At 40.1% G+C, this 25,069-nt stretch carries 19 protein-coding genes; 9 read left to right on the forward strand and 10 right to left on the reverse strand.

Annotation, left to right across the window (positions count from 1 at the left end):
• The first annotated feature begins 21 nt into the window (after nucleotides 1–21).
• The 4 genes from LC419_RS01460 to LC419_RS01475 all read left to right on the forward strand — a co-directional run bounded on the left by LC419_RS01460 (nucleotide 22) and on the right by LC419_RS01475 (nucleotide 5,219).
• The gene (locus tag LC419_RS01460) at nucleotides 22–1,050 is read left to right on the forward strand and encodes a methionine ABC transporter ATP-binding protein (protein WP_223605674.1); all 1,029 of its coding nucleotides are present in this window, start codon (nucleotides 22–24) and stop codon (nucleotides 1,048–1,050) included.
• Nucleotides 1,043–1,699 (forward strand): methionine ABC transporter permease MetI, encoded by a 657-nt coding sequence (gene metI / locus LC419_RS01465; protein ID WP_223605675.1) that lies wholly within the window; start codon nucleotides 1,043–1,045, stop codon nucleotides 1,697–1,699. Before LC419_RS01460 ends, metI begins: the two co-directional genes overlap by 8 nt.
• Before the next feature lie 85 nt (nucleotides 1,700–1,784).
• The gene (gene metQ, locus LC419_RS01470; protein ID WP_223605676.1) at nucleotides 1,785–2,603 is read left to right on the forward strand and encodes a methionine ABC transporter substrate-binding lipoprotein MetQ; all 819 of its coding nucleotides are present in this window, start codon (nucleotides 1,785–1,787) and stop codon (nucleotides 2,601–2,603) included.
• Nucleotides 2,604–2,957: 354 nt separating this feature from the next.
• Complete coding sequence (locus LC419_RS01475) at nucleotides 2,958–5,219, forward strand: glycoside hydrolase family 3 C-terminal domain-containing protein (protein WP_223605677.1); 2,262 nt, start codon at nucleotides 2,958–2,960, stop codon at nucleotides 5,217–5,219.
• 166 nt (nucleotides 5,220–5,385) lie between these two features.
• Here the strand turns inward: LC419_RS01475 and LC419_RS01480 are convergent, their stop codons facing one another.
• The 8 genes from LC419_RS01480 to LC419_RS01515 all read right to left on the reverse strand — a co-directional run bounded on the left by LC419_RS01480 (nucleotide 5,386) and on the right by LC419_RS01515 (nucleotide 16,037).
• The gene (locus LC419_RS01480; protein ID WP_223605678.1) at nucleotides 5,386–5,610 is read right to left on the reverse strand and encodes a hypothetical protein; all 225 of its coding nucleotides are present in this window, start codon (nucleotides 5,608–5,610) and stop codon (nucleotides 5,386–5,388) included.
• Nucleotides 5,611–5,833: 223 nt separating this feature from the next.
• On the reverse strand, nucleotides 5,834–6,388 hold the full coding sequence (locus LC419_RS01485) for a DUF2652 domain-containing protein (RefSeq protein ID WP_223605679.1): 555 nt from the start codon (nucleotides 6,386–6,388) through the stop codon (nucleotides 5,834–5,836).
• A 58-nt stretch (nucleotides 6,389–6,446) separates the two neighbouring features.
• Nucleotides 6,447–7,865, reverse strand: coding sequence for an efflux transporter outer membrane subunit (locus tag LC419_RS01490; protein ID WP_223605680.1), 1,419 nt, complete (start codon nucleotides 7,863–7,865; stop codon nucleotides 6,447–6,449).
• 17 nt (nucleotides 7,866–7,882) lie between these two features.
• A complete protein-coding gene (locus tag LC419_RS01495; RefSeq protein ID WP_223605681.1) occupies nucleotides 7,883–11,023 on the reverse strand; it encodes an efflux RND transporter permease subunit in 3,141 nt (1,046 codons plus the stop codon).
• Nucleotides 11,024–11,032: 9 nt separating this feature from the next.
• Nucleotides 11,033–12,178 (reverse strand): efflux RND transporter periplasmic adaptor subunit, encoded by a 1,146-nt coding sequence (locus LC419_RS01500; protein ID WP_223605682.1) that lies wholly within the window; start codon nucleotides 12,176–12,178, stop codon nucleotides 11,033–11,035.
• 239 nt (nucleotides 12,179–12,417) lie between these two features.
• Nucleotides 12,418–13,335: an AraC family transcriptional regulator gene (locus tag LC419_RS01505; RefSeq protein WP_223605683.1), complete on the reverse strand. Its 918-nt coding sequence runs from the start codon at nucleotides 13,333–13,335 to the stop codon at nucleotides 12,418–12,420.
• A gap of 86 nt (nucleotides 13,336–13,421) precedes the next feature.
• Complete coding sequence (locus LC419_RS01510; protein ID WP_223605684.1) at nucleotides 13,422–14,168, reverse strand: metallophosphoesterase; 747 nt, start codon at nucleotides 14,166–14,168, stop codon at nucleotides 13,422–13,424.
• A 480-nt stretch (nucleotides 14,169–14,648) separates the two neighbouring features.
• On the reverse strand, nucleotides 14,649–16,037 hold the full coding sequence (locus tag LC419_RS01515; RefSeq protein ID WP_223605685.1) for an MFS transporter: 1,389 nt from the start codon (nucleotides 16,035–16,037) through the stop codon (nucleotides 14,649–14,651).
• Between the two features lie 142 nt (nucleotides 16,038–16,179).
• On the opposite strand from LC419_RS01515, the gene LC419_RS01520 reads away from it, so the two are divergent.
• On the forward strand, nucleotides 16,180–16,650 hold the full coding sequence (locus LC419_RS01520) for an Lrp/AsnC family transcriptional regulator (RefSeq protein WP_223605686.1): 471 nt from the start codon (nucleotides 16,180–16,182) through the stop codon (nucleotides 16,648–16,650).
• A gap of 295 nt (nucleotides 16,651–16,945) precedes the next feature.
• Nucleotides 16,946–17,734 carry a methyltransferase domain-containing protein gene (locus LC419_RS01525; protein ID WP_223605687.1) on the forward strand — a complete coding sequence of 263 codons (789 nt, stop codon included), beginning with the start codon at nucleotides 16,946–16,948 and terminating at the stop codon, nucleotides 17,732–17,734.
• Nucleotides 17,735–17,768: 34 nt separating this feature from the next.
• Here LC419_RS01525 and LC419_RS01530 read toward each other — a convergent pair whose 3' ends face one another.
• Together LC419_RS01530 and LC419_RS01535 are read right to left on the reverse strand one after the other, a co-directional pair.
• Nucleotides 17,769–18,284: a hypothetical protein gene (locus LC419_RS01530; protein ID WP_223605688.1), complete on the reverse strand. Its 516-nt coding sequence runs from the start codon at nucleotides 18,282–18,284 to the stop codon at nucleotides 17,769–17,771.
• A gap of 16 nt (nucleotides 18,285–18,300) precedes the next feature.
• Nucleotides 18,301–19,353 (reverse strand): hypothetical protein, encoded by a 1,053-nt coding sequence (locus tag LC419_RS01535; protein WP_223605689.1) that lies wholly within the window; start codon nucleotides 19,351–19,353, stop codon nucleotides 18,301–18,303.
• Between the two features lie 530 nt (nucleotides 19,354–19,883).
• On the opposite strand from LC419_RS01535, the gene LC419_RS01540 reads away from it, so the two are divergent.
• From LC419_RS01540 to LC419_RS01550, 3 genes are all read left to right on the forward strand, one after another.
• A complete protein-coding gene (locus LC419_RS01540) occupies nucleotides 19,884–21,059 on the forward strand; it encodes a T9SS type A sorting domain-containing protein (RefSeq protein WP_223605690.1) in 1,176 nt (391 codons plus the stop codon).
• A gap of 304 nt (nucleotides 21,060–21,363) precedes the next feature.
• Nucleotides 21,364–21,888, forward strand: a complete 525-nt coding sequence (locus LC419_RS01545) for a DUF6252 family protein (RefSeq protein ID WP_223605691.1) — start codon at nucleotides 21,364–21,366, stop codon at nucleotides 21,886–21,888.
• Nucleotides 21,889–21,909: 21 nt separating this feature from the next.
• Entirely contained in the window at nucleotides 21,910–25,035 is a 3,126-nt protein-coding gene (locus LC419_RS01550) for a T9SS type A sorting domain-containing protein (protein ID WP_223605692.1), read from the forward strand.
• Nucleotides 25,036–25,069 lie beyond the last annotated feature (34 nt).

Raw genomic sequence — 25,069 nt, forward strand, 5'->3', positions numbered from 1 at the left:
AATTAAAACTATACATTAAAAATGATAGAGATCAAAAACATTTCAAAAACATTTCATCAGAAAAAGCAGTCTTTCAAAGCACTGGATCAGGTGAGTCTCAGTGTTGAAAAGGGAGATATTGTAGGAATCATCGGGTTTTCCGGAGCCGGAAAAAGCACCCTGATCCGTACGGTAAATCTTTTGGAAAGACCTGACGAAGGCCAAATCATCATCAATGGAAAGGATTTTATTCAGTTAAGCTCAAAACAGCTTGCTGCTGAACGAAAAAAAATCGGGATGATATTCCAGCATTTCAATCTGCTTTCATCGAGAACGGTTTTTGATAATGTAGCCCTTTCACTGGAACTGGATCATGTGAGTAAAGATGAGATCAACAGAAAAGTCAATGAACTGCTGAAAATTGTTGGACTGGAAGATAAAGCCAATGATTATCCCAAAAGCCTTTCGGGAGGCCAAAAACAGAGAGTCGCGATTGCAAGGGCACTGGCCAATGATCCCTATCTTCTTCTCTGCGATGAAGCTACCAGCGCACTGGATCCGGCAACGACACAATCCATTCTGCAGCTTTTAAGGGATATCAATCAAAGACTTGGTATCACCATCCTGCTGATCACGCATGAAATGGAAGTCATCAAAGCAGTCTGCAACCACGTAGCTGTTATCGACAAAGGAAAATTATTAGCAAAAGGAACATTAAGCGAGATCATCTCGAATAAAGAAAATCCGGTGATCCGACAATTTATAAATTCAGACATCATGACGATTCCTCAGGAACTCAATAAAAAACTGCAGAAAGAACCACAGGATGGTTTATTTCCGCTGGTTGAAATAGAACTCAATGAACATATCAGTGTTGAAAAATTACTTTCAACGCTTTATGACCAATATAAAATCCCTTACCGGCTTCTGAAAGCTGATGTGGAATATCTCGGCAACTCCAACTTCGGGAAACTTTTGCTTCAGCTGCAGGGTGAAACCGAGGAAAACCAGAAGGCAATCTATTATTTTAACCAGAATAAAATTCAAAATACAGTAAAAGGATATGCTTAGTGACTCAGTAATTGCTCTTTTGGGAAAGGGACTTTGGGAGACGGTTTATATGACGTTTGTTTCAGGATTTTTTGGATTTGTTTTAGGACTTCCGGTAGGAATTTTACTGTTTTTAACAAGAAAAGGACAGCTGCTGGAAAACAAAATTTATTACAGGATTATTTCTATTCTGGTTAATATTTTCAGATCCATTCCTTTTATTATTTTAATTGTCTGGATGATCCCTTTCACCAGGGTAATCATAGGGACGTCCATCGGTATGAATGCGGCATTGGTTCCGTTAAGTGTAGGAGCAGCTCCGTTTATCGCCAGACTGGTGGAAAACAGCCTTCTCGAGGTCCCACATGGTCTGATAGAAACAGCCAGATCTTTGGGGGCATCTCCTTTACAGATTATCCAGAAAGTACTGCTTCCGGAAGCACTTCCTTCCCTGATCAACAACGCAGCGATCACCCTGATCACCTTGGTGGGTTATTCTGCAATGGGTGGAGCTTTGGGAGCCGGTGGATTGGGACAGATCGGATATCAATACGGTTACATCGGTTATGATGCTGTGATTATGAATGTGGTATTGGTGCTTTTGGTGGCATTGGTGTTTATCATACAGTTTGCAGGGGACAGATTGGCGAAGAAATTTGATCACAGATAAGTCAAAGACGGAAAGTTAATATATAAATCTAATAATTAAGGAGGCTGAGGCACTCGAAGCCACCTTTTAATCATAAAAAATTCTAATGAAAAAGATAAAAACCATAGCCATTTTAGCGGCCGGCGTTATGCTATTCAATGCATGTTCAGGAAAGAAAGACGATCCGAATCATATCGTGGTAGGAATTACTTACGGCCCGGAACTGGAAATTGCCGAAGCTGCTAAAAAAGTAGCCAAGGAAAAATACAATCTTGATGTGGAACTGATTCCTTTCAATGATTATGTGGTCCCGAATGAAGCTTTGAACAACGGAGATATTGAAGCCAATGCTTTTCAGCATGTTCCTTATTTAAATGAACAGTCAAAGCAGAGAGGCTATAAACTGGCTGTGGTAGGAAATACTTTTGTTTATCCTATTGTTGCTTATTCGAAAAAGATCCGAACGATCAGCCAGCTTCAGAATGGAAGTACGATTGTTATCCCGAATGACCCAACCAATGAGGGACGCTCTCTCCTTCTCTTGCAGAAAAACGGACTTTTAAAATTAAAAGAAGGCGTCGGACTTCTTCCAAAAGTCACAGACATCACTGAAAATCCAAAACAGTTGAAGATTCTCGAAATCGAAGCTCCACAGCTTCCAAGGGTTCTGGACGATAAAGAAGTGGTTATCGCTATTATCAATAACAATTTTGCATCACAGGCAGGATTGGATCCCGCTAAGCAGGGTGTTTTCAGCGAGGATAAAGACTCACCTTATGTCAACGTCATCGTTGCTACTCATGACAATGAAAATTCCGCCAAAGTCAAAAACTTTGTAAAGGCTTATCAATCTGATGAAGTGGCTAAAAAAGCTGAGGAGATTTTCAAAGGAGGTGCGGTGAAGGGATGGGAAGATCATGAGTGATCAGTGATGAGTGATAAATGATGACTGATGAGATTGTTGCGGGGTATGCGATGCCGGATTCGGTGTGTAATTCGTAATATAGGACTCAAAACCCGGATGAAGATTTATATTTTAGATAAAAAAAGAAACTGGTAGCTTCGGGAGCCTCAGCCGCCAGATATTTGTCATTCAATGTTTTTTCTCTCTTTACTATAACCTCAGAACCTACAACCCGCAACGCTTAAACCCTAAAACTCTCCGACTCTCAAACTTCAGAACTCGGGGTCAACTATTTATTGCTTAAAATTTATTTTCTCAATTTGAGATAATAAAAATTTTACTTACTTTTGTTGTTAATCAATAAAAAGGCATTTTATGTTCAAGAAAACCGCCATTGTAAGTTTATTCACTTTTATTGCTGCTTCGTATATGGCTCAGACTCATACTCAACCCGTTTATTTAGATGAATCAAAACCTGTAGAGCAACGTATTCAGGATGCTCTTTCGAGAATGACCGTGGAAGAAAAAGTGGCTATGCTGCATGCACAGTCAAAGTTCAGCTCGCCCGGCGTTCCAAGATTGGGAATTCCAGAATTCTGGACTACAGACGGACCTCACGGGGTACGTCCGGAAGTGATGTGGGACGAATGGGATCAGGCCGGATGGACGAATGACTCAATCATCGCCTACCCTGCCCTGACGGCACTTTCTGCAACATGGAACAAAAAAATGTCCTGGAATTACGGGAAAGCTTTGGGCGAAGAAGCCCGATACAGAAAAAAAGATATTCTTCTGGGACCTGGTGTCAATATCTACAGAACACCACTAAACGGTAGAAACTTTGAATATATGGGTGAAGACCCTTACTTAACTTCAAAAATGGTGGTTCCTTACATCAAAGGGGTACAATCCAATGGTGTGGCCACTTCTGTGAAGCATTTTGCATTGAACAATCAGGAAATGTTCCGTCATACAAGCAATGTCAATATTGATGACCGAACGCTTTATGAGATTTATCTTCCGCCTTTCAAAGCGGCAGTAACTGAAGGTGATTCATGGACGATCATGGGTGCCTATGATATGTATAAAAACCAATACGCCAGCCAGAATCAGTATCTTTTAAATGACATTCTGAAAAAAGAATGGAACTATAAAGGAGTTGTGGTTTCCGACTGGGGAGCAGTGAATAATACAGAACAGGCTATCCATAACGGGCTGGATCTTGAATTCGGGAGCTGGACCAACGGGCTTTCTGCCGGTACTAAAAATGCTTACGATAACTATTATTTAGCAAAACCTTATTTAGACCTTATCAAAGCCGGAAAAGTAGGAACTCAGGAACTCGACGACAAGGTAACCAGATTACTTCGTTTAGCCTATAAAACTACGATGAACAGGAACAAGCCTTTCGGAAATATTGCTTCTGAAGAACATAAAGCTGTGGCCAAAGAAATCGGAGAAGAAGGAATTGTATTACTGAAAAATCAAGGAAATATACTTCCAATTGATCTTAATAAAGCTAAAAAAATTGCCGTTATCGGTGAAAATGCTATCAAAATCATGACTGTTGGTGGTGGTTCTTCGTCTTTAAAAGTAAAATATGAAACGCTTCCATTAGACGGAATCAAGTCCAGATTTGGAAAACAGGCGGATGTACAGTATGCGAGAGGTTATGTAGGAGACATCGGTGGAGAATATAATGGAGTAAAATCCGGACAGAACTTAAAAGACGACCGTTCTGCAGCAGAATTGTTGAACGAAGCTGTAGAATTAGCCAAAAAATCCGACTATGTTATTTTCGTAGGAGGCCTGAATAAATCAGACTTTCAGGACAGTGAAGGTAACGACAGAAAAAGCTACGGACTTCCATATAATCAGGACAATGTGATCGCAGCATTAGCAAAAGCGAATAAAAATCTTGCAGTCGTTTTAGTTTCCGGAAACGCGGTGGCAATGCCTTGGATTAAAGAAGTTCCTTCTGTTCTCCAGTCGTGGTATTTGGGTTCTGAGGCCGGAAATTCCATCGCTTCTGTTTTGGCAGGTGATGCGAATCCGTCAGGAAAACTTCCGTTTACTTTCCCTGTGAAACTTGAAGATAATTCAGCTCATCAGTTGGGAGAATATCCCGGACAAAAAGACGAACTGGCAGCCGGAAAAGGAAAAGATCAGAAAAACCCGATCAATATTACGTATAACGAAGGTGTTTTTGTAGGATATCGTTGGCATGACACGAAAAAGATCAAACCTTTGTTCAGCTTTGGGCATGGATTGAGCTACACTACATTTGAGTTTGGGAAGGCTTCTGCTGATAAAACCGTAATATCTCAGGATGATAAGATCACATTCACCGTGACAGTAAAAAATACTGGGAAGAAAGCGGGGGCTGAAGTTGCACAGTTATACATCAGTGATACCAAAGCTTCTGTACCACGCCCTGCAAAAGAACTGAAAGGTTTTGAAAAGGTATATTTAAATCCCGGTGAGCAGAAGGAAGTGACGTTCACGATTGATAAAACGGCATTGAGCTATTTTGATGCAGATAAGCATGAATGGACGGCTGAGCCCGGTGATTTTGAGGCGCAGATCGGGAATTCTTCTGATGCGATTAAGACGAAGGTGAAGTTTACGTTGAAGTAGTTTTTATTAATATATTTTAAATATAGAGGCAGGTTCTACGGGATCTGCTTTTTTTTGTTTTTTTAACCACAAATTTCACAGATATACACAGATGTTTGCGGATATTATTTTGGGTAAAAATCTTTGATTTTTTTTTTAAACGAAGATGCTATTTAGTTACAATAATTTATTTCTTTTCAGCTTCTTTTTTATATTCAATTCCTTCGTCAGCATTGATTTCAATGGTAATATCTTTCCCTTTCTTATAAACGGGACAGGAAACGCGCATCAGAAACTTTTCAGCAGCTTCATTGGATAATGGTTCAGCTATCGGATCATTTTCATTATTGTAGAATTTCATCAGTGTGATTCTATTTTCGTCTAAACTCCAATTCCCGCTTCCTTCATACATCAATGAATTCTTATTGAATATTTTATGAATGTACAAAACAGAATAAAAAAAGAAAATATTTTTGTTTCATCTTTTAAGTACAATTTAAATAAAAAATTACATAAACCCTATGATAGTATCATTTGATACTATCAAAAAAAAAAATCACTTTCATCCACAAAAAATGCCCGGATCTCACCCGGGCACCGCATAGCAAATTTACAAGGATTAAAAAATAGATATGCTAGTTGACACTTTCAAAATAATGAATCATTCCTCCTTCCGGAAGATGATATTTCTGTGTATGGGTTTCTGACTCGCTGTTTACGCTGTTTTCTAAAAAAGAATTACTGAACAGGGCATAGGACGGCTGCTCGGCAAATTCATTTTTCAGCATCTGATGGGCTTCCACTATCGTTTTTCCATAGAGCTTTTTAAAACTTCCGATCGTATACTGTGAAAATTTCCCATAGTGAACGATGAATTTCAACGACATATCGATGGCTGTACTGAGCTCCTTGCTCAATTCTTTTATCTTTTGGTTAAAAGCATTCCGCATTTTCCAAAGCATCGTTGAAATCTTCTGATAGGAAGGCTTGTCATCATATCTGTAAAATAAAATGGCATCGCCCTCGATCTCTGAAATTTCAAAATACTGATCATTCATATCGATCAGTGTAGATAGTAGTTGTCTTACAATATATTCTCCTGTATAAAGTTTTGTATTGAACACAAATTCAGTAAACCCGCTGAAATCAGGAATAAGAATAATACCCTCATGTATATTTGTATTCTTCATAATGATTTAGTTTAAAAACCTGCTGCATCATCATAGACGAAGCAGGTTTCATTTTACTTTACTGCCAACCGCCGCCAACTGCTCTGTACAGAGAAGTAATGGCATTTAAACGTTGGGCTTTCAGGGAAGCCAGATCCAGTTCTGCCTGAAGCTTATTGCTTTGCGCAATGATGACCTCTACATACGTCGCTGAATTGTATTTAAATAAAATATCAGCTTTCTTCACGGCTTCACCGGATTTCGCAGCTAATCCTTCTGCAATTTTCTGTTGCTCTTCCAGCTTCTGAATCTGTACCAACGCATCAGAAACTTCTCCAACAGCTTTTAAAACGGACTGTTTAAAATTAATTTCAGCCTGATCCGCCAGTACTTTAGACTGTTCATACTGCGTTTTTAATTGTTTCCCGTTTAAAATAGGCTGTGCAATCGTTCCGGCCACCATTCCGAAAAGGGAACCGGGAATACTGAACCAGTGACTGGCCTGGAAAGCATTCAATCCGCCCTGAGCAGTAATATTCAGGGAAGGATACATGCTTACTTTTGCCACATGGATTGCAGCAGCACTTTTTCTGACTTCGAGTTCTGCAGTTTTAATATCGGGTCTGTAGCTTAACAGTTCTGATGGAATTCCTGCTGCAATTCTGTCCGGCGACTGTACATTATTCAGACTCGCACTTCGCTCAATCTTATCAGGCATTGAACCTGTTAAAAGACTTAATGCATTTTCCTGAACTGCGATAGAACTTTCAATGGCAGGAACCGTTTTTAAGATCTGATCTTTTACAATTTCCTGTTGCTGCACGGCAAGAGCCGTCGTTAAGCCTAACTCCTGTTGCTTGGTTAAAAACTTCAGGGTCGTATCAGAATATTCCAGATTGGATTTTGTGATCTGCAACTGCGTATCCAGCATCAGTAAGTTGTAATATCCCTGCACTACTGAGGCCACCAGCTGGGTTTTCACAGCCTTTGCCGCTTCCTGGGTTTTAAGATATTCTGTCAGAGCCTGCTCTTTTCTTCCTCTGATCTTCCCCCAGATGTCAGCTTCCCATGAAATGTTAACAGACGTGGTATAGTCTTCCGTATATTTTCTTCCCATGAACTGTCCGGCCATCATTCCATTCATACTGTTGTCTGAAGGCCTGCTGATACTGGCGTTCCCAACGGTAGCACTGATTGTGGGAACATTCCCCCACTTGCTCTGGTTATAAGCAAGGGAGGCATATTCTATCTGTTTTAATGCTACGAGAAAATCATTATTCTGCGCAATGGCTTTATCGATAAGACCGACCAGAACCGGGTCTTTAAAAAAGTCTCTGTAGCTGATCTTTGCTATATTGTCCTGAGTTTCTGCAACGATGCTGTCACTTCTGAAAGCTTCAGGCATTTTCACTTCAGGCTGTTCGTATTTCTGAACTTTGCACGAAACGGTAACTCCTGAGATCAATGCGATATATGCTATATTTTTAATTGAATTCATTTTAATAATCATTTGGATTAATATTCCCAGTCGGCTTCTGTTATTACTTTTCCGCTCATTCTTTCATGTAAAGCCTGAAAGACTACAAAAAGTACCGGTACCACGAAGATTCCTAAAACAGTTCCGAAGATCATCCCGGAAACCGCTGCATATCCGATGGAATGGTTTCCTAACGCTGATGGTCCTATCACAAACAGCAACGGAAGAAGTCCCGCAATAAATGCCAATGACGTCATCAGAATCGGACGGAGACGGGCTTTGGCTCCTTCTACCGCAGAAGCGATAAGACTTTTCCCTGCTCTTCTGCGCTGAATGGCAAATTCTACAATCAGAATCCCGTTTTTCGCTAAGAGACCAATCAACATGACCAAGGCAATCTGAACGTAAATATTATTGGAAAGATCTGCCATGGTAATTCCTACAAATACACCTGATAAACCGACAGGAATTGCAATCAGTACAGCAAATGGAAGCACATAGCTTTCATATTGTGCCGATAAAAGGAAGAACACAAACACAATACATAATCCGAAGATCATCACCGACTGTGAACCTGCACTTACTTCTTCACGGCTCATTCCTTTGTAATCATAGGTATATCCCGGAGGAAGCACCTGCTTGCTCACCTCATCAATAGCTGCCATAGCCTGTCCCGTACTGAATCCCGGAGCCGGCATTACGGTTAAGTTCGAAGAGTTGAACAGGTTAAAACGGTCCACCACTTCTGCTCCTGTCACCTGTTTTAAGCTTACCAATGTATTGATAGGAACCATTTCTCCTGAATTATTTTTAACGAAAATACCATTCAGTGATTCTTTGTCTTCTCTCATTTCCGGAGTAGACTGAACCAGTACTCTGTAATATTTCCCGAATCTGTTGAAATCCGAAGACTGAATACTTCCGTAATAGCCCTGCATCACACCCAATACATCAGAAACATTAACGCCAAGCTGAGCTGCTTTCACTTCATCTACCAAGACTTCAAACTGTGGATAGGTTACGTCAAACGTTGTAAATGCCACCGCCACTTCCGGTCTCTGCATCAAGGCACCCATCATTCCGTAAGAGATATTTCCAAGATTCTGAAGTTCACCGTTTGTACGGTCCTGAAGCACAAGCTCCATACCGCTGGTATTTCCGAAACCGTCTACCGTAGGTGTATTGATGACAAGGAAATTCGCTCTTTTATCCTGAGAAAGTGTTCCCTGAACCTGACCGATAATGTCATTGATATTACTTACATTTCCTCTTTGCTCTGTCTTTTTAAGTTTAACGAAAATAGAAGCTGCTGAAGATGACATGGATCCACTGAATAAGTTCAGCCCGTCCACTGAAATAACTTTTTCTACCGCCGGATTTTTCATCAACAGGTCTTCCGTATCAGAAACTACTTTGGTGGTTCTGTCTTTCGATGCTCCCGGAGCAAGATTAGCCGTTACGATGATAAAACTCTGATCTTCATCAGGAATAAATCCTTTAGGCGTCGTCATAGACATCCATGCGAACAAACCTCCAAATCCAACAATGATGATCGCTGCTACCCATTTTCTTTTTAACAGAAACAGAATCGCTTTTCCATAGCGGAAGGTCAGTTTATTAAAACTTGCATTAAAACCGGCAAAGAAGCGGTCCTTAAAGTTCATTTTCTCATGCGTTCCCGGATGGTGTTGTTTTAAAAATATAGCACACAAAGCCGGACTCAATGTCAATGCATTAATCGCTGAAATGACAATTGCAATCGCCAATGTTAATGCGAACTGCTGGTAGAATAATCCTGTAGAACCACTCATAAAGGCTACCGGAACGAATACCGCAGACATGATCAGCGTAATCGAAACAATAGCTCCCGTAATTTCACTCATCGCCGACATGGTCGCAGCCCTTGGATTAAGCTTTTTATGTTCCATTTTAGCATGGACTGCTTCCACGACGACAATGGCGTCATCCACCACAATACCAATGGCCAGTACCAGGGCAAACAACGTCAGGATATTAATAGAAAACCCAAACAAATTCATAAAGAAGAAGGTTCCCACAATAGACACCGGAACCGCAATGGCCGGTATCAGTGTTGACCGGAAATCCTGCAGGAAGATATATACTACAATGAATACCAGGATAAATGCCTCGATCAAAGTATGGATTACCTGATCTATCGACTGGTCCAAAGCTTCTTTCGTAGCATAAGGAATTTCATACGCCATTCCTTCCGGGAAGGATTTTTCAAGTTCTTTCATTCTTTCCTGAAGGGCGATCTGTACCTCATTGGCATTAGATCCCGCCATCTGGAAAATAGCCATCGTCACCGACGGCTTTTTATTGAAATTAGAAGAAACGGTATAGCTATACGCCCCGAATTCTACTTTGGCAACATCTTTTAATTTTAAAACAGAACCGTCGCTCAGTGCTTTAATCGTAATATTTTCATATTGCTCAGGCTCTGTGAATTTTCCTTTGTAACGAAGAACATATTCCATTGCTTCCTTACTTCTCTCCCCGAATCTTCCCGGTGCAGCCTCAAGGTTCTGAGTCTGGATCGCCCGTGAAACATCTGCCGGGGTAAGGTTATAAGAGGTCAGTTTATTGGGATCTAGCCATACTCTCATGGAGTAATCCTTGTTTCCGTATACCATGGCATCTCCTACTCCTTTTACCCTTTTCAGGTCGGGAACGATATTGATTTTAGCATAGTTTTCAAGGAAAAGATCATCCATGTTACCGTCTTTGCTGGTTAATGAAACCATCGCAATCATACTGTTCTGTCTCTTCACCGTTGTGATTCCGGCCTGAATGACTTCTGCAGGAAGCTGGTTCGTCACCTGCGCTACCCTGTTCTGAACGTTAATGGCAGCCTGATCCGGATCTGTACCCAGTTTAAAGATGACCGTGATACTTAACGTACCGTCGTTACTGGCTGTGGACGTAATATAGTCCATATTTTCAACCCCATTGATGGCGTTTTCCAATGGCGGTGCTACGGATCTTGCAATCGTTTCCGCGTTGGCTCCCGGATAGGCAGCCGTTACCATTACGGTAGGTGGAGCGATATCGGGAAATTTTGTGATCGGCAGACTGATCATACCGACGATACCCAGAATAACAAGCAATACGGAGATAACCGTTGCCAGTACGGGCCTTTTTATAATGGTCTTTAACATGATTTTTTCTTACGATTTTTTCGGTTGAGCATTCTTTTTCTGCGCCACTACCGGAGTTCCCGGCTGCAGTCTGTCGAAACCTGTTACAATGTACTCATCACCTTCTTTTAACCCTTTTGATACGATGAAATTATCTCCGGCTTTTCCAGTGACTTCTACCGGAAGCATCACTGCTTTTCCTCCTTTGATTGAGAACACAAAGATCTTATCCTGAATTGTTCTCGTAGAAGCTATCGGAAGAAGAACTACGTTGCTGTAAAACTGATCCATCACAATTTTTCCGGTATTCCCACTTCTCAAAAGATTGTCCGGATTGGTGAATTTTGCTCTTAAAGTGATGGAACCTGTGGTTTTGTTGAATTGTCCTTCCACCGCATCTATTTTTCCGGTCTGTACATATTTTTCGCCTCCGGAAAGCAGAAGTGAAACTGCAGGTGTGTTTTTGATGATCTCATTAATGTTGCTTCCCGCCTGTTGTTTCTGGAAACTGTTGAAATCATTTTCACTCATGCTGAAATAAGTATACACCTCATGAATGTCTGATAAAAGCGTGATCGGCTCCTGATTGGAAGGCGTCATTAAGCTTCCCAAACGGTAATTGAACCTTCCGATAAATCCGCTTACCGGAGCTTTGATCGTAGAGAAATTAAGATTAATCTTTGCTGATTCAATCGCAGACACCGACTGGCTTACCGCTCCTCTTGCTGCGTTATAAGCAGCTTCCGCTTCTTTCACCTGGATATCAGAAACCATTTTGTTTCGTAATAATTCCTTTTTTCTGTCGAGATCAATTTTGGAAGTGGAAAGATTGGCTTGGGCTGTGATCAGAGCTGCCTGAGCACTTTTCATCTGCTCGCGGAAGATCTGGTCTTCTATTTTGAACAGAGGCTGTCCCGCTCTTACATAATCCCCTTCATCTACGAAGATCTTACTTAAATATCCTGTAACCTGTGGTCTGATCTCTACATTGGAGATTCCTTCCACTGATGCTGCATATTCTCTGGAAACAGAAGCGTCTCCCTGCTTCACTTTTTCTACCGGAAGTTCAGGAGCCTGCTGTTGAAAAGCCTGATTTTGATTGTTTTTCCTACACCCCGCCAAGACGATAAGCGAGAGGAAAAGTATAGTTGATCTTTGGATAAAAAATCTCTGCATAACAATATTCCTTTTAAATTTACGGGGCAAAATTCGCCCTAAAAAAATTCAATCGAAATATTCAAAAAACTCCTTGTTTTGTCAAAAAGACTCCTTATTCTTTAAAATATGAGAAATGTCATTTATTACCTTCAATAGAATACATAAATAATATAATTCCATTTTTTGTATCAGAAAACAGTGATAATTTAGCAAAAAGACATCAATTACATAATTCCAAAAACACAAAACACTGATTATCAATACAAATCATCTTTCTTATACTCTAATGGTGACTTTCCTACATGCTTTTTAAAGAATTTGCTGAAAGACGCCTGATCAGAGAACTTCAACTCCACCGCAACATGATTGACATTGAGGTTCGGATTCCTAAGAAGAAGCCTCGCTTCCACAGCCAATACCTGATGGATGATATCTCTCGGTGACTTGAACATGGTTTTATTGATGACTTTGGTCAGATACTTCCGGCTGATACAGAGTTTGTCGGCATAGAACTGCACATTATGCTCTTCTTTGAAATGTTCCCGAACCAGCGTAAAGAAACTGGTCGTCAGCTCATCCTCGCGGTGGGTGACCTGATGGGGTCTTTCAATTTTTTTGAAATAGTTGTCAATCTCATAAATAACCAGCGAAAAGTGATGCCAGATCATTTCATTGAAGTAATAATCTTCTTTTTCCGTATTGTTCAGGGATTTCAACTCATCAAGGTGGAAATTCATTCTCCGGTAAAGATCAGGTTCATTTCTTATGATATGGGTAGGATCTGATGAAAGACTTTTGAGTACATTATTTGATTTATAATTAAACCCGGCATCAGAAATAAAGTCCAGAGAAAAGAAGATATATTTTGCTTTGTAATCTTCTGAGATCATATCTACCCAGAATATTTCTGAAAAAGGACAGAAAATGACATCGCCTTCAGATACATCATAGCTTTTGTCATCCAACCTGAAACGGATACTCCCCTGCTGGACCATAAAAATGCAGAAATAATCTGAGCGGTATGGGGTATTGAGCTTTATGAGATAACTAGCCTTATCAATTTCCATGACCACAAATTCTTTTACCCTGAGATCAAACTCTACATCCCGAAGAAGTTCTTCAAAAGTAAACAAGGATACAAATTCTGAGGATGCTGCCGGGGACTTTTTAGCCATGAAGGATGAATTAGAGTACGAAATTAGGGTATTTGAGTGGAAGGGGCAAAATCAAAAAGATTAAGAGAATAGAGAAAACTTTGATTTTACAATTCAATAATCAGCTCTTTTTCATACCCATTATATTTCTCATCGATATAGCCATGTGGGTTACATATCACCTCAGTTTTCCCGATGTTGTACTTGCAAGGAGTATGGATATGCCCATGAATCCAGTACAGCGGCTGATGTTCTATGATGAAATCTTCCATATTGGAGGCATAAGCGGAAGTCACAGGATCTTCTTTATAATACTCCGGAACAGATTGAATGCTAGGTGCGTGGTGGGTAACAATAATATTTTGTAAGCCCGCAGAACTTTCCAGACTTTCTTTTAACCACAGCTTTGAAAACTGATGAATTTTAAATGTATCAATGGTCCTCATCTTTGAATAGGAAGGATCCCGTCTGATCTTTTTATAATCATTCATTTTAGGTTGGCAGATCATTCCATAATGCAATGGATTTCCGAAAATAGAAAAATCCGTCCACAGTGTCGCTCCATGAAATCTGATTCCGTCAATATCTATGGATTCATTTTCAAGAACAAATACATTGGATCCTTCAGAAGCCTCTTTGATTTTATTCAATGTTTTTGGGTAAGAACCTTTATAATATTCATGGTTTCCCAGAACATAGATGACAGGCTTACTTCCTATTTTTGATTTGATCCATTCAATTCCTTTAGTCCCAAGATTAACATCTCCGGCCAATACGACAACGTCTGCAAGATCAAAACATAAATCAGTCGATCCGAATTCCTGATGAAGGTCGCTGATGATCTGTATTTTCATTTTGCTAAAATAAAAAGAACCGACAAAATAATGCCGATCCTCTTTCATATAGTTTGTATAATTTTAATAAAACTGATCTTATCAGTACCTATTTATTTTATATAAGTAAATAACTATTATAATTTTATGTGTTCTTTTGTCTTGAAACAAAATGAACCAAAAATTCAAGACTGGAATCTTTCGCTAAAAATTAAAACTTGCTCCTAAAATTCCCAAACTCGTGCGGATTCATTGTTACCGCTTCGGTTCAATATTCTTGCCGCACTCAAACAGTGGGAATTTTTTAACGAATCAAGTTATAATTTTTTTAACGCTACAGCTTCCTAGGCCGTCATTACCGGGCTACAATACAAAAGAAAGCAGTCTATTTTCAGAATATCTATATGACAACTTAGTCAACGGCAGAGCCGTCTTCTTTGCTCTCCTCAAATAGAAAGGAATAATAATTTCTTTGCGTTAAGATTGCAAGTTTATATTTGTTTATGAAACAGCAATTTCCGTCTGCCTGATTTTTAAACTTTTAAAGATAAAATACAGAAGCATTCCAAGAGCCAGTAAAGCATAACCTACCAGGATGATTAAACTCAAATCTCCAACCGCATATTTTGATGGAAAGATCTGACTCATCAAGGTCATGAACGAAAGTCCGATACCCGCTCCAAGAAAATAACTGGTAGAACTTAAACTGGATGCCACACCATAATGAGAAGGTTCCACATCCTGAATTCCCATCACCGAAAGTGCCGTAAAACAGAAGGTCATTCCTATTCCTGAGATACATGCAGCTCCCAGTAAAACAACAGCCAGCGGATGTCCTGTATACACCGCAATCAGTAAAGACAAAGCCCCTGCCAGCATAAAGCTCCAGCCGAATACGCCCATCTGGGAAGAACTCAGCCTTTTAGAAACAGAAGGCAGTATAAATTTCGCAGCTAATGCAGACATAATACTGAACGGCACCAGCATCAGTCCTGCCGAAGCCGCACTGTGTCCCATATCTTTCTGAAGCATCAGGGAAATAAGAAACAGAAATCCTATAAAAAACGCTCCCAATGCAAAGAAAACAGCATTAGAAATCATTAAAGATCTGTGCTTAAACAACTGCAGATCGATCAGTGGCTGAGCTACAGATTTCAACCTGATAAATACAGCAACCAAAAGTAAAACAGCAAGCACCAGAGAACCGATGATCATGATTGGATTTTCTTTGATATGAACCAATTCATGGGTTCCGTAGGTAAGACTCAGCAGGCCTAAAACCAGTAGCATTCCTGAAACGAGATCCGTTTTTTGTCCGGCTTCGCTTTTTTCATCCGCGGGCAGATACTGATACGCAAAGATCAGAGTCAGTAAAAGAATAGGAACATTGATCAGGAAAACCCAGTGCCAGCTCAGATACGTACTAATAATTCCTCCCACTGAAAGTCCGCTTCCTGAACCGATGGCAGCAAACGAGCTGAAAACTCCGATCGCTCGGTTACGTTCCTGTTCCCCTCTGAAAGTATTGGTCACAATGGATAAAGCAGAAGGCATGATCAAGGCTGCTCCCAAGCCCTGAAGAGCACGGAATAGGGCTAAAACTTCAAAGCTCTGAGAAAGTCCTGCTCCTAAAGAAGTCAGCATAAAAATAAGGGCTCCGATAAGGAACACTTTCTTACGCCCAATCTGATCAGAAAGCTTTCCACCAATAATCAGAAAGCCTCCAAAAAACAGCACATACAAGGTTTGCAACCACTGCACGGTCTCAGCTCCAATATTAAACTGCTCCTGAATAGAAGGAATGGTCAAATTAATAATGGCAATATCCAAAGCCTCCACAAAAGTTCCTACCGATGCTAATATTAATATTAAATTTTCCCTTGTACTCATATATTCAAATTTCCTGCAAAATTAATTTTAAAAGAACATATGTCAAAATTATATGTTAAATTTGGAACATATTTTCAATTTAATGAACATTTAAAGAACAAAATCACTATTAATATTCATAACAAGCCTAAAAACAGAACATATGACTGCAGAACAATATATTCCCGACGAAAAAGACCTTTCCATCCTGCGTTTGTTGCAGAAAGATGCTAAAATGAGTGTGCGTGACATTTCCGCCAGAATCAATTTAAGCCCCACACCTACCCATGAACGGATTAAGCGGATGGAAAAACTTGGAATCATTAAAGAATATACTGCCGTGATTGACCGTAAAAAAGTGAATAAAGGCATGATGGTGATCTGCATGATCGCTTTAAATGTTCACAATAAAAAAACAGCCGGAAAGTTCATTGAAGAAGTAGGAAAACTCAAAGAGGTTGTAGAATTTTACAACATCAGCGGGGATTTTGATTTTATGCTGAAGATCCTGGCTCCGAATATGGATGAATTCCATGAATTTTTCGTCAATAAACTTTCTGAAATTGAAGGCATTGGACAGACGAAAAGTATTTTTGTGATGAACAGTATTAAGGAAAGTGTGCAGATATTATAAAGAGGATGGAAGCAGGAAGATAGGAGATGGAGGTACTTTCATTCTGTAAATGGATTGCAGAGCTTTTTAAGATCCTTGTTAAGTTTTAAAACCTTGATAAGGACTTTTACCAAATTCATATTAAATTAATAAAAACTCAAATATTCAATAAAAACGAGATTGATTACCCGTTCTTCTTCCAGTAACTTTCATCTCCGATCTTCCTACTCCCTATCTTTAAGAATCTTTTAATATTTTAATTTCCTGATTCTATTCAGGAATTGCTAAATTGAAGATCCATTTAAAATTACTGAATATGCCCTGGAATCCTGACGTTTACAATCATTTTAAAGATATCCGTTTTAAACCGTTTTATGATCTTGCTGAACTGATTTCCAATGAGAAAGAGATGAAAGCAGTGGATCTGGGCTGCGGAACGGGTGAACAAACTTCTATACTTACCGAAAAGCTGACCTATGCCACATTTACAGGCATTGATTCGTCTCCTGAGATGCTGGAAAAGTCTAAGGCGCTGGAAAATGAACGCCTCCATTTCAGAATCGCTACGACTGAAGAAATGCTGGAAGCTGATGAAAAGTGGGATCTTATCTTCAGCAATGCAGCGCTTCAGTGGTCAGACAATCACCAGGAACTCTTCCCTAAACTGATTTCCAAACTGAATAGCGGCGGTCAACTTGCTGTACAAATGCCTTACCAGCCAGGCAACACCTTAAATAAAATTCTTTTTGAACTGGCGAATGACGAACCTTTCCGCACACAGCTAAAGGGCTGGAACCGCCCATCTGCCGTACTTACGATTGATGAATATGCACAGATCCTGTTTGAGAATGGTGTTGAGGACCTGAATTTATCACAGAAAGTCTATCCTATCATTGCAGAGGATCATGAAACTTTATTCAAATTTATCTCCGGATCAGCGTTGATTCCTTATCTGGAAAGACTTGATGAGGAACAGCAGAAAATCTTCACCACCGAATTTAAAGCACGTATTGAGGAAAATTTCATGACACTTCCGGCTATTTATGCATTTAAAAGAATCCTCCTTTACGGAAGAAAAAATAAAAAAAGCCCTGCATACCATTAATGCAGGGCTTTTTTGAATCGTTTATCTACTGTTGTTATTTCCAGTAATTCCAAACTGTGCCGTCAAAAACAGCAAAGGTTTTACTGGCTGTATCGTAACAGATCATTCCGGGATACGGACTTTTCACATTAAGATGGGGTGAAGATATTTTAGGAAGAATCATCGCTTTATCCGGTGCTTCCAGGACAAGAACGCCATCTGCACTTCCGGCCTGGCTACCGATCACCACTCCATTACCGGTTTCATCTGCACTGTTATTGATTACTGCTGAACCATTCCCGGTATCACTCAGGGCTTTCCATGCATTATTTTCATACACTTTTACTTTGTCGTCGGATCTGTCAAAAACAAATGTTCCATTCGCCGGGCTGCCTGTCGGAAGTCCCTGTATGGCGGGAAGAATAATACCTTTTGTATTGGTCGGGATATTATTGAAATCCAATACCGTACTGTTGCCGTCAACTGTTTCTTTTTCTATAGCAACCTGGGCGCAAAAAGTATTAAAAAATACTAATAACAGGGCTATGCTTACGTTTTTTAAAGGTTTCATATTATTACTCATTAGGTTAATCATTACAGCTTCTTTCAATACATTTCCATTGGGTTCCATTGTACAGTTTCACACAACGGTCCTGAATATCATAGACCAGCATTCCTTCTTTCGGCTCTGCAACGGCATCTCCCAACTGAGGCGTCTGACTTACATGCTGCACTCTGGTAATAACAAAACCTTTCGTTTTTGATTCTAAGGCAAGAAATCCGTTGGGAATATTTTCCGGCCAACTTGTGGTTTTCTGCTGTACCGTGATTCCCATTTTAGTATAACCGTCCGGCGTTCCCAAAGTGGCAGGCTTGGTACAGTAATCGTCTAATTCATGAACAATTTCATCTGCGAAACCACAGGCAAACTTATCTTCAGGAAGTCCATCAGGCCATAAAGTCGGGCATAAGGCTTTAGTAGCATTAGGACCACAGAAACTGGCATTTCCAGGAGTCAGACCCGTAACGGTATCCATGGCAATGGCAATAATCTGGCTGTCATTACTGAATATGGACGTTCCTCCTCCGTTCACCTGAGCTTTTGCAATACAGTAGGCTTTTCCCAAAGGAGCCCCCACATAATTTACAAAGGGATAGGTAGTGGACTGCTGGCTAAATGTTCCGCATATTTCCACGACACTGTACGTACCCATGTCAATAGTAGACATTGATCCGGGAAATGTTCCCAGAAATGTAGGATCTCCCTGTGAAACCGATCCTTTAAGCGAAAGGTAGGCTTTTGTTCCCAGCTTCACTTTTGAGTTTTTCTGACTTCCGAAAACCCCTATCAGGATTGAGCCTTCTGATTTTACACTTCCTGTATCACCAATTTCTAAATTACCGTTCACTGTAATTCCTTTTACGATAAGTGAAGCTCCCGGCTGGATGATCAGAAGTGCATCCTGAGGAATCATGATATCGTTAACCAGTGTAAGGTTTCCGGTAAGGCAATAAGTTTCTCCAGGATTCATGGCCTGGCCTGTATAAGCTGTACATTGCGCTCCCGCAATGCCGTAAAAAAGAGCCATTAACAAGAAAATGAATTTCTCATTAATGGCACCAAAATTTAAATTATCCATATGATTTTATAATAAATTAGTACTTTTTACATAATTTAAAGAGGGAAAAATAAAATTTTACATCACAAAACCAGTGAACAATATGCATACCAAAGTTCATTTTAGGCCTAATAACCGGCTGGTTGTTTTTTGATTTAAACAGATGTATCCGGCGGTATAGAAGGGACTTAAATGATGGCGAAAAAAAATGAATTTATTTTGAAAACAATAACATGCGTTGTAAAATTTAGTCTAAATCTTAGATGATCTAAAAAGTCAATCCGAGAAGGTCACTTTAAAATCAAGACCATGATTTTCAGGGATGTATCAACAAATTTTCAAATATTCCTGTATTAAAAAGCCTTTCCAATTAATTAGATTTTACAAATAAAAACTATAGAAATTACAAATAATACAAACTATTCCTTTTATCATTGAACTTTAATCATCAAAACAATAATTTAAAGTCACATTAAGGTGATTAATATTGATTTCTGATCATAATATTTCATATATTAGTGATAACTAAAAACCATCAAAATTCAAAATTTATGAAAACATCACTATTATCCATGAAAAATGGTCTGACCGCTGCTATGCTTCTTTTAACAGGAATCGCAAGCGCACAACAATGGCAGGTTACCGGAAACGGAGGAATTACTCCAGCCAATTATGCCGGCACCGTAGATCCAAGGGCATTTTTTCTGAGAACCAATGGAGCTTCTTCCAATCCTGGACAGGCTATTCTCAACGAGGCCGGTTCATTCATCGTTGATGCAGTTAATAACTCCAATGTGGCGAAAGTAAAAGGAAGCATCATTACGGGATCATCCAATATTCTTGGAGCACAAGCCGGAAGTTCCATAGTAAGCGGCTGGGGAAATGATCTCAGTAATGGCGGAGGTGCCAATATCGTGAGCGGACAGGACAACATTGTCCTGAATAATTCTAGCAAATCTGTAGCTCTGGGTTGGAAAAATATCATCAGAAATCATAACCAATTTGCTTTAGGCGTAGGTATTGACCTTAAAGACGTGTATTCCGGCGGATTCGGAATTGATCTTGCGGCTACGGGAAACCGTTCTTTTGTGATCGGATCCGGAACCGGAGGCGTAAAACTGACGAATAATATTCCATTGTCTATCATGTTTGGTTTATCTCCTACAGCCACTATGCTGATCAAGGATAAAAGTGTAGGAATTCTTACGCTGTCTCCTACGGCCAATTTTCATACGGTAGGAACGGTAAGGCATGAGAATCTGCCTACAGGAAGCGGAAATGCTCTGGTTGTAGATGCCAGTGGAAATGTAATGGTTTCCAGCACTCCCCTTAATAAAACAGCGTCTTCTGACGAAACCATCATGCAGCTGGAAGACCGCATCAAAAATCTCGAAAACACAGTAGAAGAACTGAAACAGCTGTTACTGAATAAGAACGGTTTATCATCGGATCTTTCGTCATCAGATGTCGCTCAGCTTTCTCAAAATGTTCCCAATCCTACTAAAAACGGAACAAGCATCAGCTACTATCTTCCCAATGATGCAAAAACAGCTTCCATTGAGGTTTACAATATCTCCGGTCAGCTGGTAAGATCTCTTCCCCTCCGTGAAAGAGGACATGCTAAAGTTACCCTTTCAGGTTCCGAACTGCCATCCGGTACGTACGTTTATAAAATGACTACCGACGGAAAAATAACGGGTTCCAAAAAGATGGTGATCCGGGATTAAATTCTTGATATATATTTTCAAAAATGCAGTCGATGATATTATATTTCATCGGCTGTTTTTTTTGTTTCTATGAAATGTCTTCGGCTTATTGATCTAACAACTCTCTGATTAATTTCCACAATATGAGACAATAACGAAAAAATATTAATGTAAATAAATTTAATACTTATCATTTTTCCAGCAACAAAGGGCCAAAAGTTAAATATTTTTATATCTTTAAAAAATATTTCCCTTATGAATGAAATTTAATTTTAACAGATTTGGGAAATACTTTATTTTTAAAACATCATATAACCAACAAGCTATGAAGAGCTTTCTGCTAGCTATTTCTCTAATAGGAATTTTATCCTCATGCCAAGACAAAGACAGTGATCCTGACGCTACAACACTTCCCCAGGCTACACAAACCGGCGCAGATACAGGCGGAGCACTCGTAAACGGTAAAATATGGGTTTCCAAAATTGAAAAATCCACGGTGGCTGCCCTGGGAAACAATACCACCTATACATTTGTGAACAATGAATATTCACTGAAAGTCCATTTAAGAAATGCTGAAAACCCAAGCGGGAATACCATTCAGCTCCTGCTGGTGAGCGGTCAGGATTTCGCGGTTGGAGATTATCCGCTCAATGAAAACGATCACGGGCTGTACTATGATTCGTCTAAAATCTATGCTACGGATCACGAAAACATCGGGACCTTATCTATTACCCAATTTGACAAAGCCAATAAAATCATTTCAGGAACCTTCAGCTTTAAAGCCAAATACTATTACAACGGCGAAACAGTAACCGTTACCGAAGGCCGTTTCGACAGAAAATATCAATAATTTTTTTTAACTAATACCTTTATGAAAACAAAAGTTTTTCTCTTTATTTTATCCTTATCGGGATTTATTGGGTTCGGTCAGACCAAGAAAGTCATCCCCAGGACCAAGGATATCCAGGATAATACCCTGCAGTCTGTTTTTGCCAATCTGGAAAAGGACAGAATTCCCAATGGTCTCCTGCTGGATGCGGCGATAGAATTCGCCAATCTTAAAAAATATGACGGTACGATGCCCGACAGCTCCTATACGAGCTCTAAACTGGTGGCAGATATTTACAATACCGTCCTTATGAGCCGTCTTTCTGCCAATGCCACTATCACGCATACTTCCGATGCTCTTGTTTCGCAATGGAAAGCAGAACAGCAGATGGATATCATTCCTCTTGGAGGTGTTTTTTACAAATACAGCCAGTTTTCACAGGCTACCCAGCAGAATGCACAAAACACGGGAGATCCGGGTACTTTAACCGTTACTAACGGCACTGTACAGGATAAATACGTGAACGGCGTGTGGCAAAATCCATATGAAGAAAAGTATGTGCTTGCCCTTTCGCCTTCTGTTTCTTCTCACAACAAGCTGAATTTTAAGATTAAACTTCCTAACAATCTGTTTCTCACCAACCAAACTTCGCAGATTCAGAAAATAGAGTATAAACTAAGTGATCAGCTGCCTTATGAGATACTGCCTTACAACCAACTGATTAATGTAAGCTATGCCGCACTGGGAACGTATCACTGGACTTTCAAAGTTACCCTTAATTCCGGGGAAGTATTGTATACGCATACCCAGTTTACCGTCAATGGTGACATGGGGAAATATGTGGATACGGCCATGGAATCTAAAAATACGAACTTAGGTCAATACACTAAGAACGTGATTTTTAATGGTGCCAACAGAGCTACGATGTATATCAAGCTTGCTCCGGGACATACTCAAATTACCAAACCGCTTATTGTAGCAGAAGGTTTTGACATGGGGGCTATTGTAGCTCCAACGCAGGAAGCGGGTCTGACTAATATTGATACGTTTATTTCAAGCCTTTGGGGAGGATCGTCTTCACTGTATTTTGATATTAATAACGGTTATGACATCATCTATGTAGACTGGAATAATGGTGTAGATTATATCCAGAATAACGCAGCCCTGCTTTCAACGGCGATCCAATGGGTGAATGCAAAGAAGTCCGGAATGGAACCTAACGTAGTGATCGGGCAAAGTATGGGTGGCCTTGTTGCGAGATATGCATTGAAAGACATGGAGCAAAAAGGAATCCCTCATGTGACCAAGCTTTTCATTTCTGATGACAGCCCGCATCTGGGTGCCAATATTCCACTGGGAATGCAGTATATGTTGATTAATGTCGCAAGAGCTTATATCAGAACCCCTCTGGTGGCGGGAATCGGAGAATTTATTGTTCCGATGTTCAATCAGGGGATCTCTATCAATGATGTTCTTACGTTGACGGACACTCCTGCTGCCAGACAAATGCTTATCAATTATGCTGACGGTAATTATCAACTGAACAATACGATCCATGACAACTGGCAAAACGAGCTTAAGCTTAAAGGTTATCCTCAGCTGACCAGAAATGTAGCCATATCTAACGGCAGTGAGTGCGGAACGGATCAGACTCTTTCCAATTTACTTCGTCTTTATAAGGAAACCAACAAACAGCATATGTTCTCCGATATCATAGGAGCATTGGTAGGAGTAGCTACCAACCGTCTGGATATGATTCTGCTGTCATCTGTTCCGGGAAGTTCCAAATATGTATTTGACTTCACAGTACGTCCTATGACACAGCTTAATGCCGGAACACAGGTGTACAACGGAAGCATTAAATACAAAAAGAAAGTGCTTTGGCTGATCAATGCCCAGGTAACTTTATTGGGTGGAAGCAGAACACAGCCGGGAGGTATTCTTCCTATAGATAAATATGGAGGCGGTAAGTTTAAACTGGCTCAAAACCAGCTGCCATCATATGTTACGGATAATCTTACGACCACTCCGTTCAGCTTTATTCCTACGCCAAGTGCATTGGATTACAAATCAGGAAATACCGTTTTAACGGAGGCGGATTATCAGAGACCATTCTCTCCTATTGATGACGCTGCGAATGTTCCTTTCGCTAATTTCGTGGCAGAAAAAGTAGATGCCAATCAGGAGCATATCACTTTCAGTGCAAGAAACGGACAGTTTATCCTGAACCAGCTTTCAACAAATACGGCTGTACAGAATCAGAAAATAACTTCTTCTTATCTGTGCGGATCCAAGATCAAGATCGGAGGAGATGCTGCATCATGTGGAGCTACGCCTCTTACGTATACTACAGGTTTTGCGCCGTCTATTTCATGGTCTATCGTTAATGGTGCAGGTCTTGTTGATATCAATGGTCCTACCGATCTGCCTCAGATCACTTTCACACCAAAACCGTATGCCAACGGAAATGTAAGACTTCAGGCATTACTTTCGGGAGATGGTGCCAGCAACAGCGTCACAAAAGACGTTTGGATAGGTGCTCCAATGGTTTATATGCAGAATTACTGTACAGATCCAAGTCAGACCATGTGTTATTTACAGGGGATTACAACTTCTTTCCCTGTAGGGTCTACGATATCTTTAAGCCTTGATGCAGCAGGATTAGACAGTATAGATAACTCAGGAAATACTTGGGAATGGGAAAAAGTAATGGGTAACTTCAAATTTGTAGGTTCTCCTTACGTAGCCGATGTTCAGAACAACGGAAACGGAAGTAAAGGTAAGGTAGCCAATCTTCAGGCAACAGGAAGCAACAGTACCCTTGCCTTTAAAGGAAGAGCCAAAAGTGCTTGCGGATGGGGTCCATGGAAGTGGTTCTACTGGAATATCTATTCTTCCAGAATGATGCAGGTAGAAAACTATTTCATGATTTCTCCCAATCCTACAGACGATATCATCAATATCTCTTTACTGGATCCAACGAACACATCTGAAATCAAAACCGATATTCAGGCTGAATTATACAATCCAACAGGAAACAGAAGCGGAAGCATTAAACTGAATAATTTCAGAGGAACGATGTCTGCATCAGGTCTACTGCCAGGTGTATATACTTTAAAAATAATCTACAACGGAAAATCTGAAACCCACCAGATTATTAAGAAATAAGATTGATCTTTTAAATGTTTTTAAATGTGAATGG

Origin of the sequence: Chryseobacterium sp. OSA05B (assembly GCF_019970065.1) — a bacterium.
In the GTDB taxonomy this organism is placed as follows: Bacteria; Bacteroidota; Bacteroidia; order Flavobacteriales; family Weeksellaceae; genus Chryseobacterium.

Excerpts from the sequence above, each read along its gene's own strand:
- LC419_RS01460 (WP_223605674.1), top strand. The coding sequence starts at position 22 with ATGATAGAGATCAAAAACATTTCAAAAACATTTCATCAGAAAAAGCAG.
- metI (WP_223605675.1), top strand. The coding sequence starts at position 1,043 with ATGCTTAGTGACTCAGTAATTGCTCTTTTGGGAAAGGGACTTTGGGAG.
- metQ (WP_223605676.1), top strand. The coding sequence starts at position 1,785 with ATGAAAAAGATAAAAACCATAGCCATTTTAGCGGCCGGCGTTATGCTA.
- LC419_RS01475 (WP_223605677.1), top strand. The coding sequence starts at position 2,958 with ATGTTCAAGAAAACCGCCATTGTAAGTTTATTCACTTTTATTGCTGCT.
- LC419_RS01480 (WP_223605678.1), bottom strand. The coding sequence starts at position 5,610 with ATGTATGAAGGAAGCGGGAATTGGAGTTTAGACGAAAATAGAATCACA.
- LC419_RS01485 (WP_223605679.1), bottom strand. The coding sequence starts at position 6,388 with ATGAAGAATACAAATATACATGAGGGTATTATTCTTATTCCTGATTTC.
- LC419_RS01490 (WP_223605680.1), bottom strand. The coding sequence starts at position 7,865 with ATGAATTCAATTAAAAATATAGCATATATCGCATTGATCTCAGGAGTT.
- LC419_RS01495 (WP_223605681.1), bottom strand. The coding sequence starts at position 11,023 with ATGTTAAAGACCATTATAAAAAGGCCCGTACTGGCAACGGTTATCTCC.
- LC419_RS01500 (WP_223605682.1), bottom strand. The coding sequence starts at position 12,178 with ATGCAGAGATTTTTTATCCAAAGATCAACTATACTTTTCCTCTCGCTT.
- LC419_RS01505 (WP_223605683.1), bottom strand. The coding sequence starts at position 13,335 with ATGGCTAAAAAGTCCCCGGCAGCATCCTCAGAATTTGTATCCTTGTTT.
- LC419_RS01510 (WP_223605684.1), bottom strand. The coding sequence starts at position 14,168 with ATGAAAATACAGATCATCAGCGACCTTCATCAGGAATTCGGATCGACT.
- LC419_RS01515 (WP_223605685.1), bottom strand. The coding sequence starts at position 16,037 with ATGAGTACAAGGGAAAATTTAATATTAATATTAGCATCGGTAGGAACT.
- LC419_RS01520 (WP_223605686.1), top strand. The coding sequence starts at position 16,180 with ATGACTGCAGAACAATATATTCCCGACGAAAAAGACCTTTCCATCCTG.
- LC419_RS01525 (WP_223605687.1), top strand. The coding sequence starts at position 16,946 with ATGCCCTGGAATCCTGACGTTTACAATCATTTTAAAGATATCCGTTTT.
- LC419_RS01530 (WP_223605688.1), bottom strand. The coding sequence starts at position 18,284 with ATGAAACCTTTAAAAAACGTAAGCATAGCCCTGTTATTAGTATTTTTT.
- LC419_RS01535 (WP_223605689.1), bottom strand. The coding sequence starts at position 19,353 with ATGGATAATTTAAATTTTGGTGCCATTAATGAGAAATTCATTTTCTTG.
- LC419_RS01540 (WP_223605690.1), top strand. The coding sequence starts at position 19,884 with ATGAAAACATCACTATTATCCATGAAAAATGGTCTGACCGCTGCTATG.
- LC419_RS01545 (WP_223605691.1), top strand. The coding sequence starts at position 21,364 with ATGAAGAGCTTTCTGCTAGCTATTTCTCTAATAGGAATTTTATCCTCA.
- LC419_RS01550 (WP_223605692.1), top strand. The coding sequence starts at position 21,910 with ATGAAAACAAAAGTTTTTCTCTTTATTTTATCCTTATCGGGATTTATT.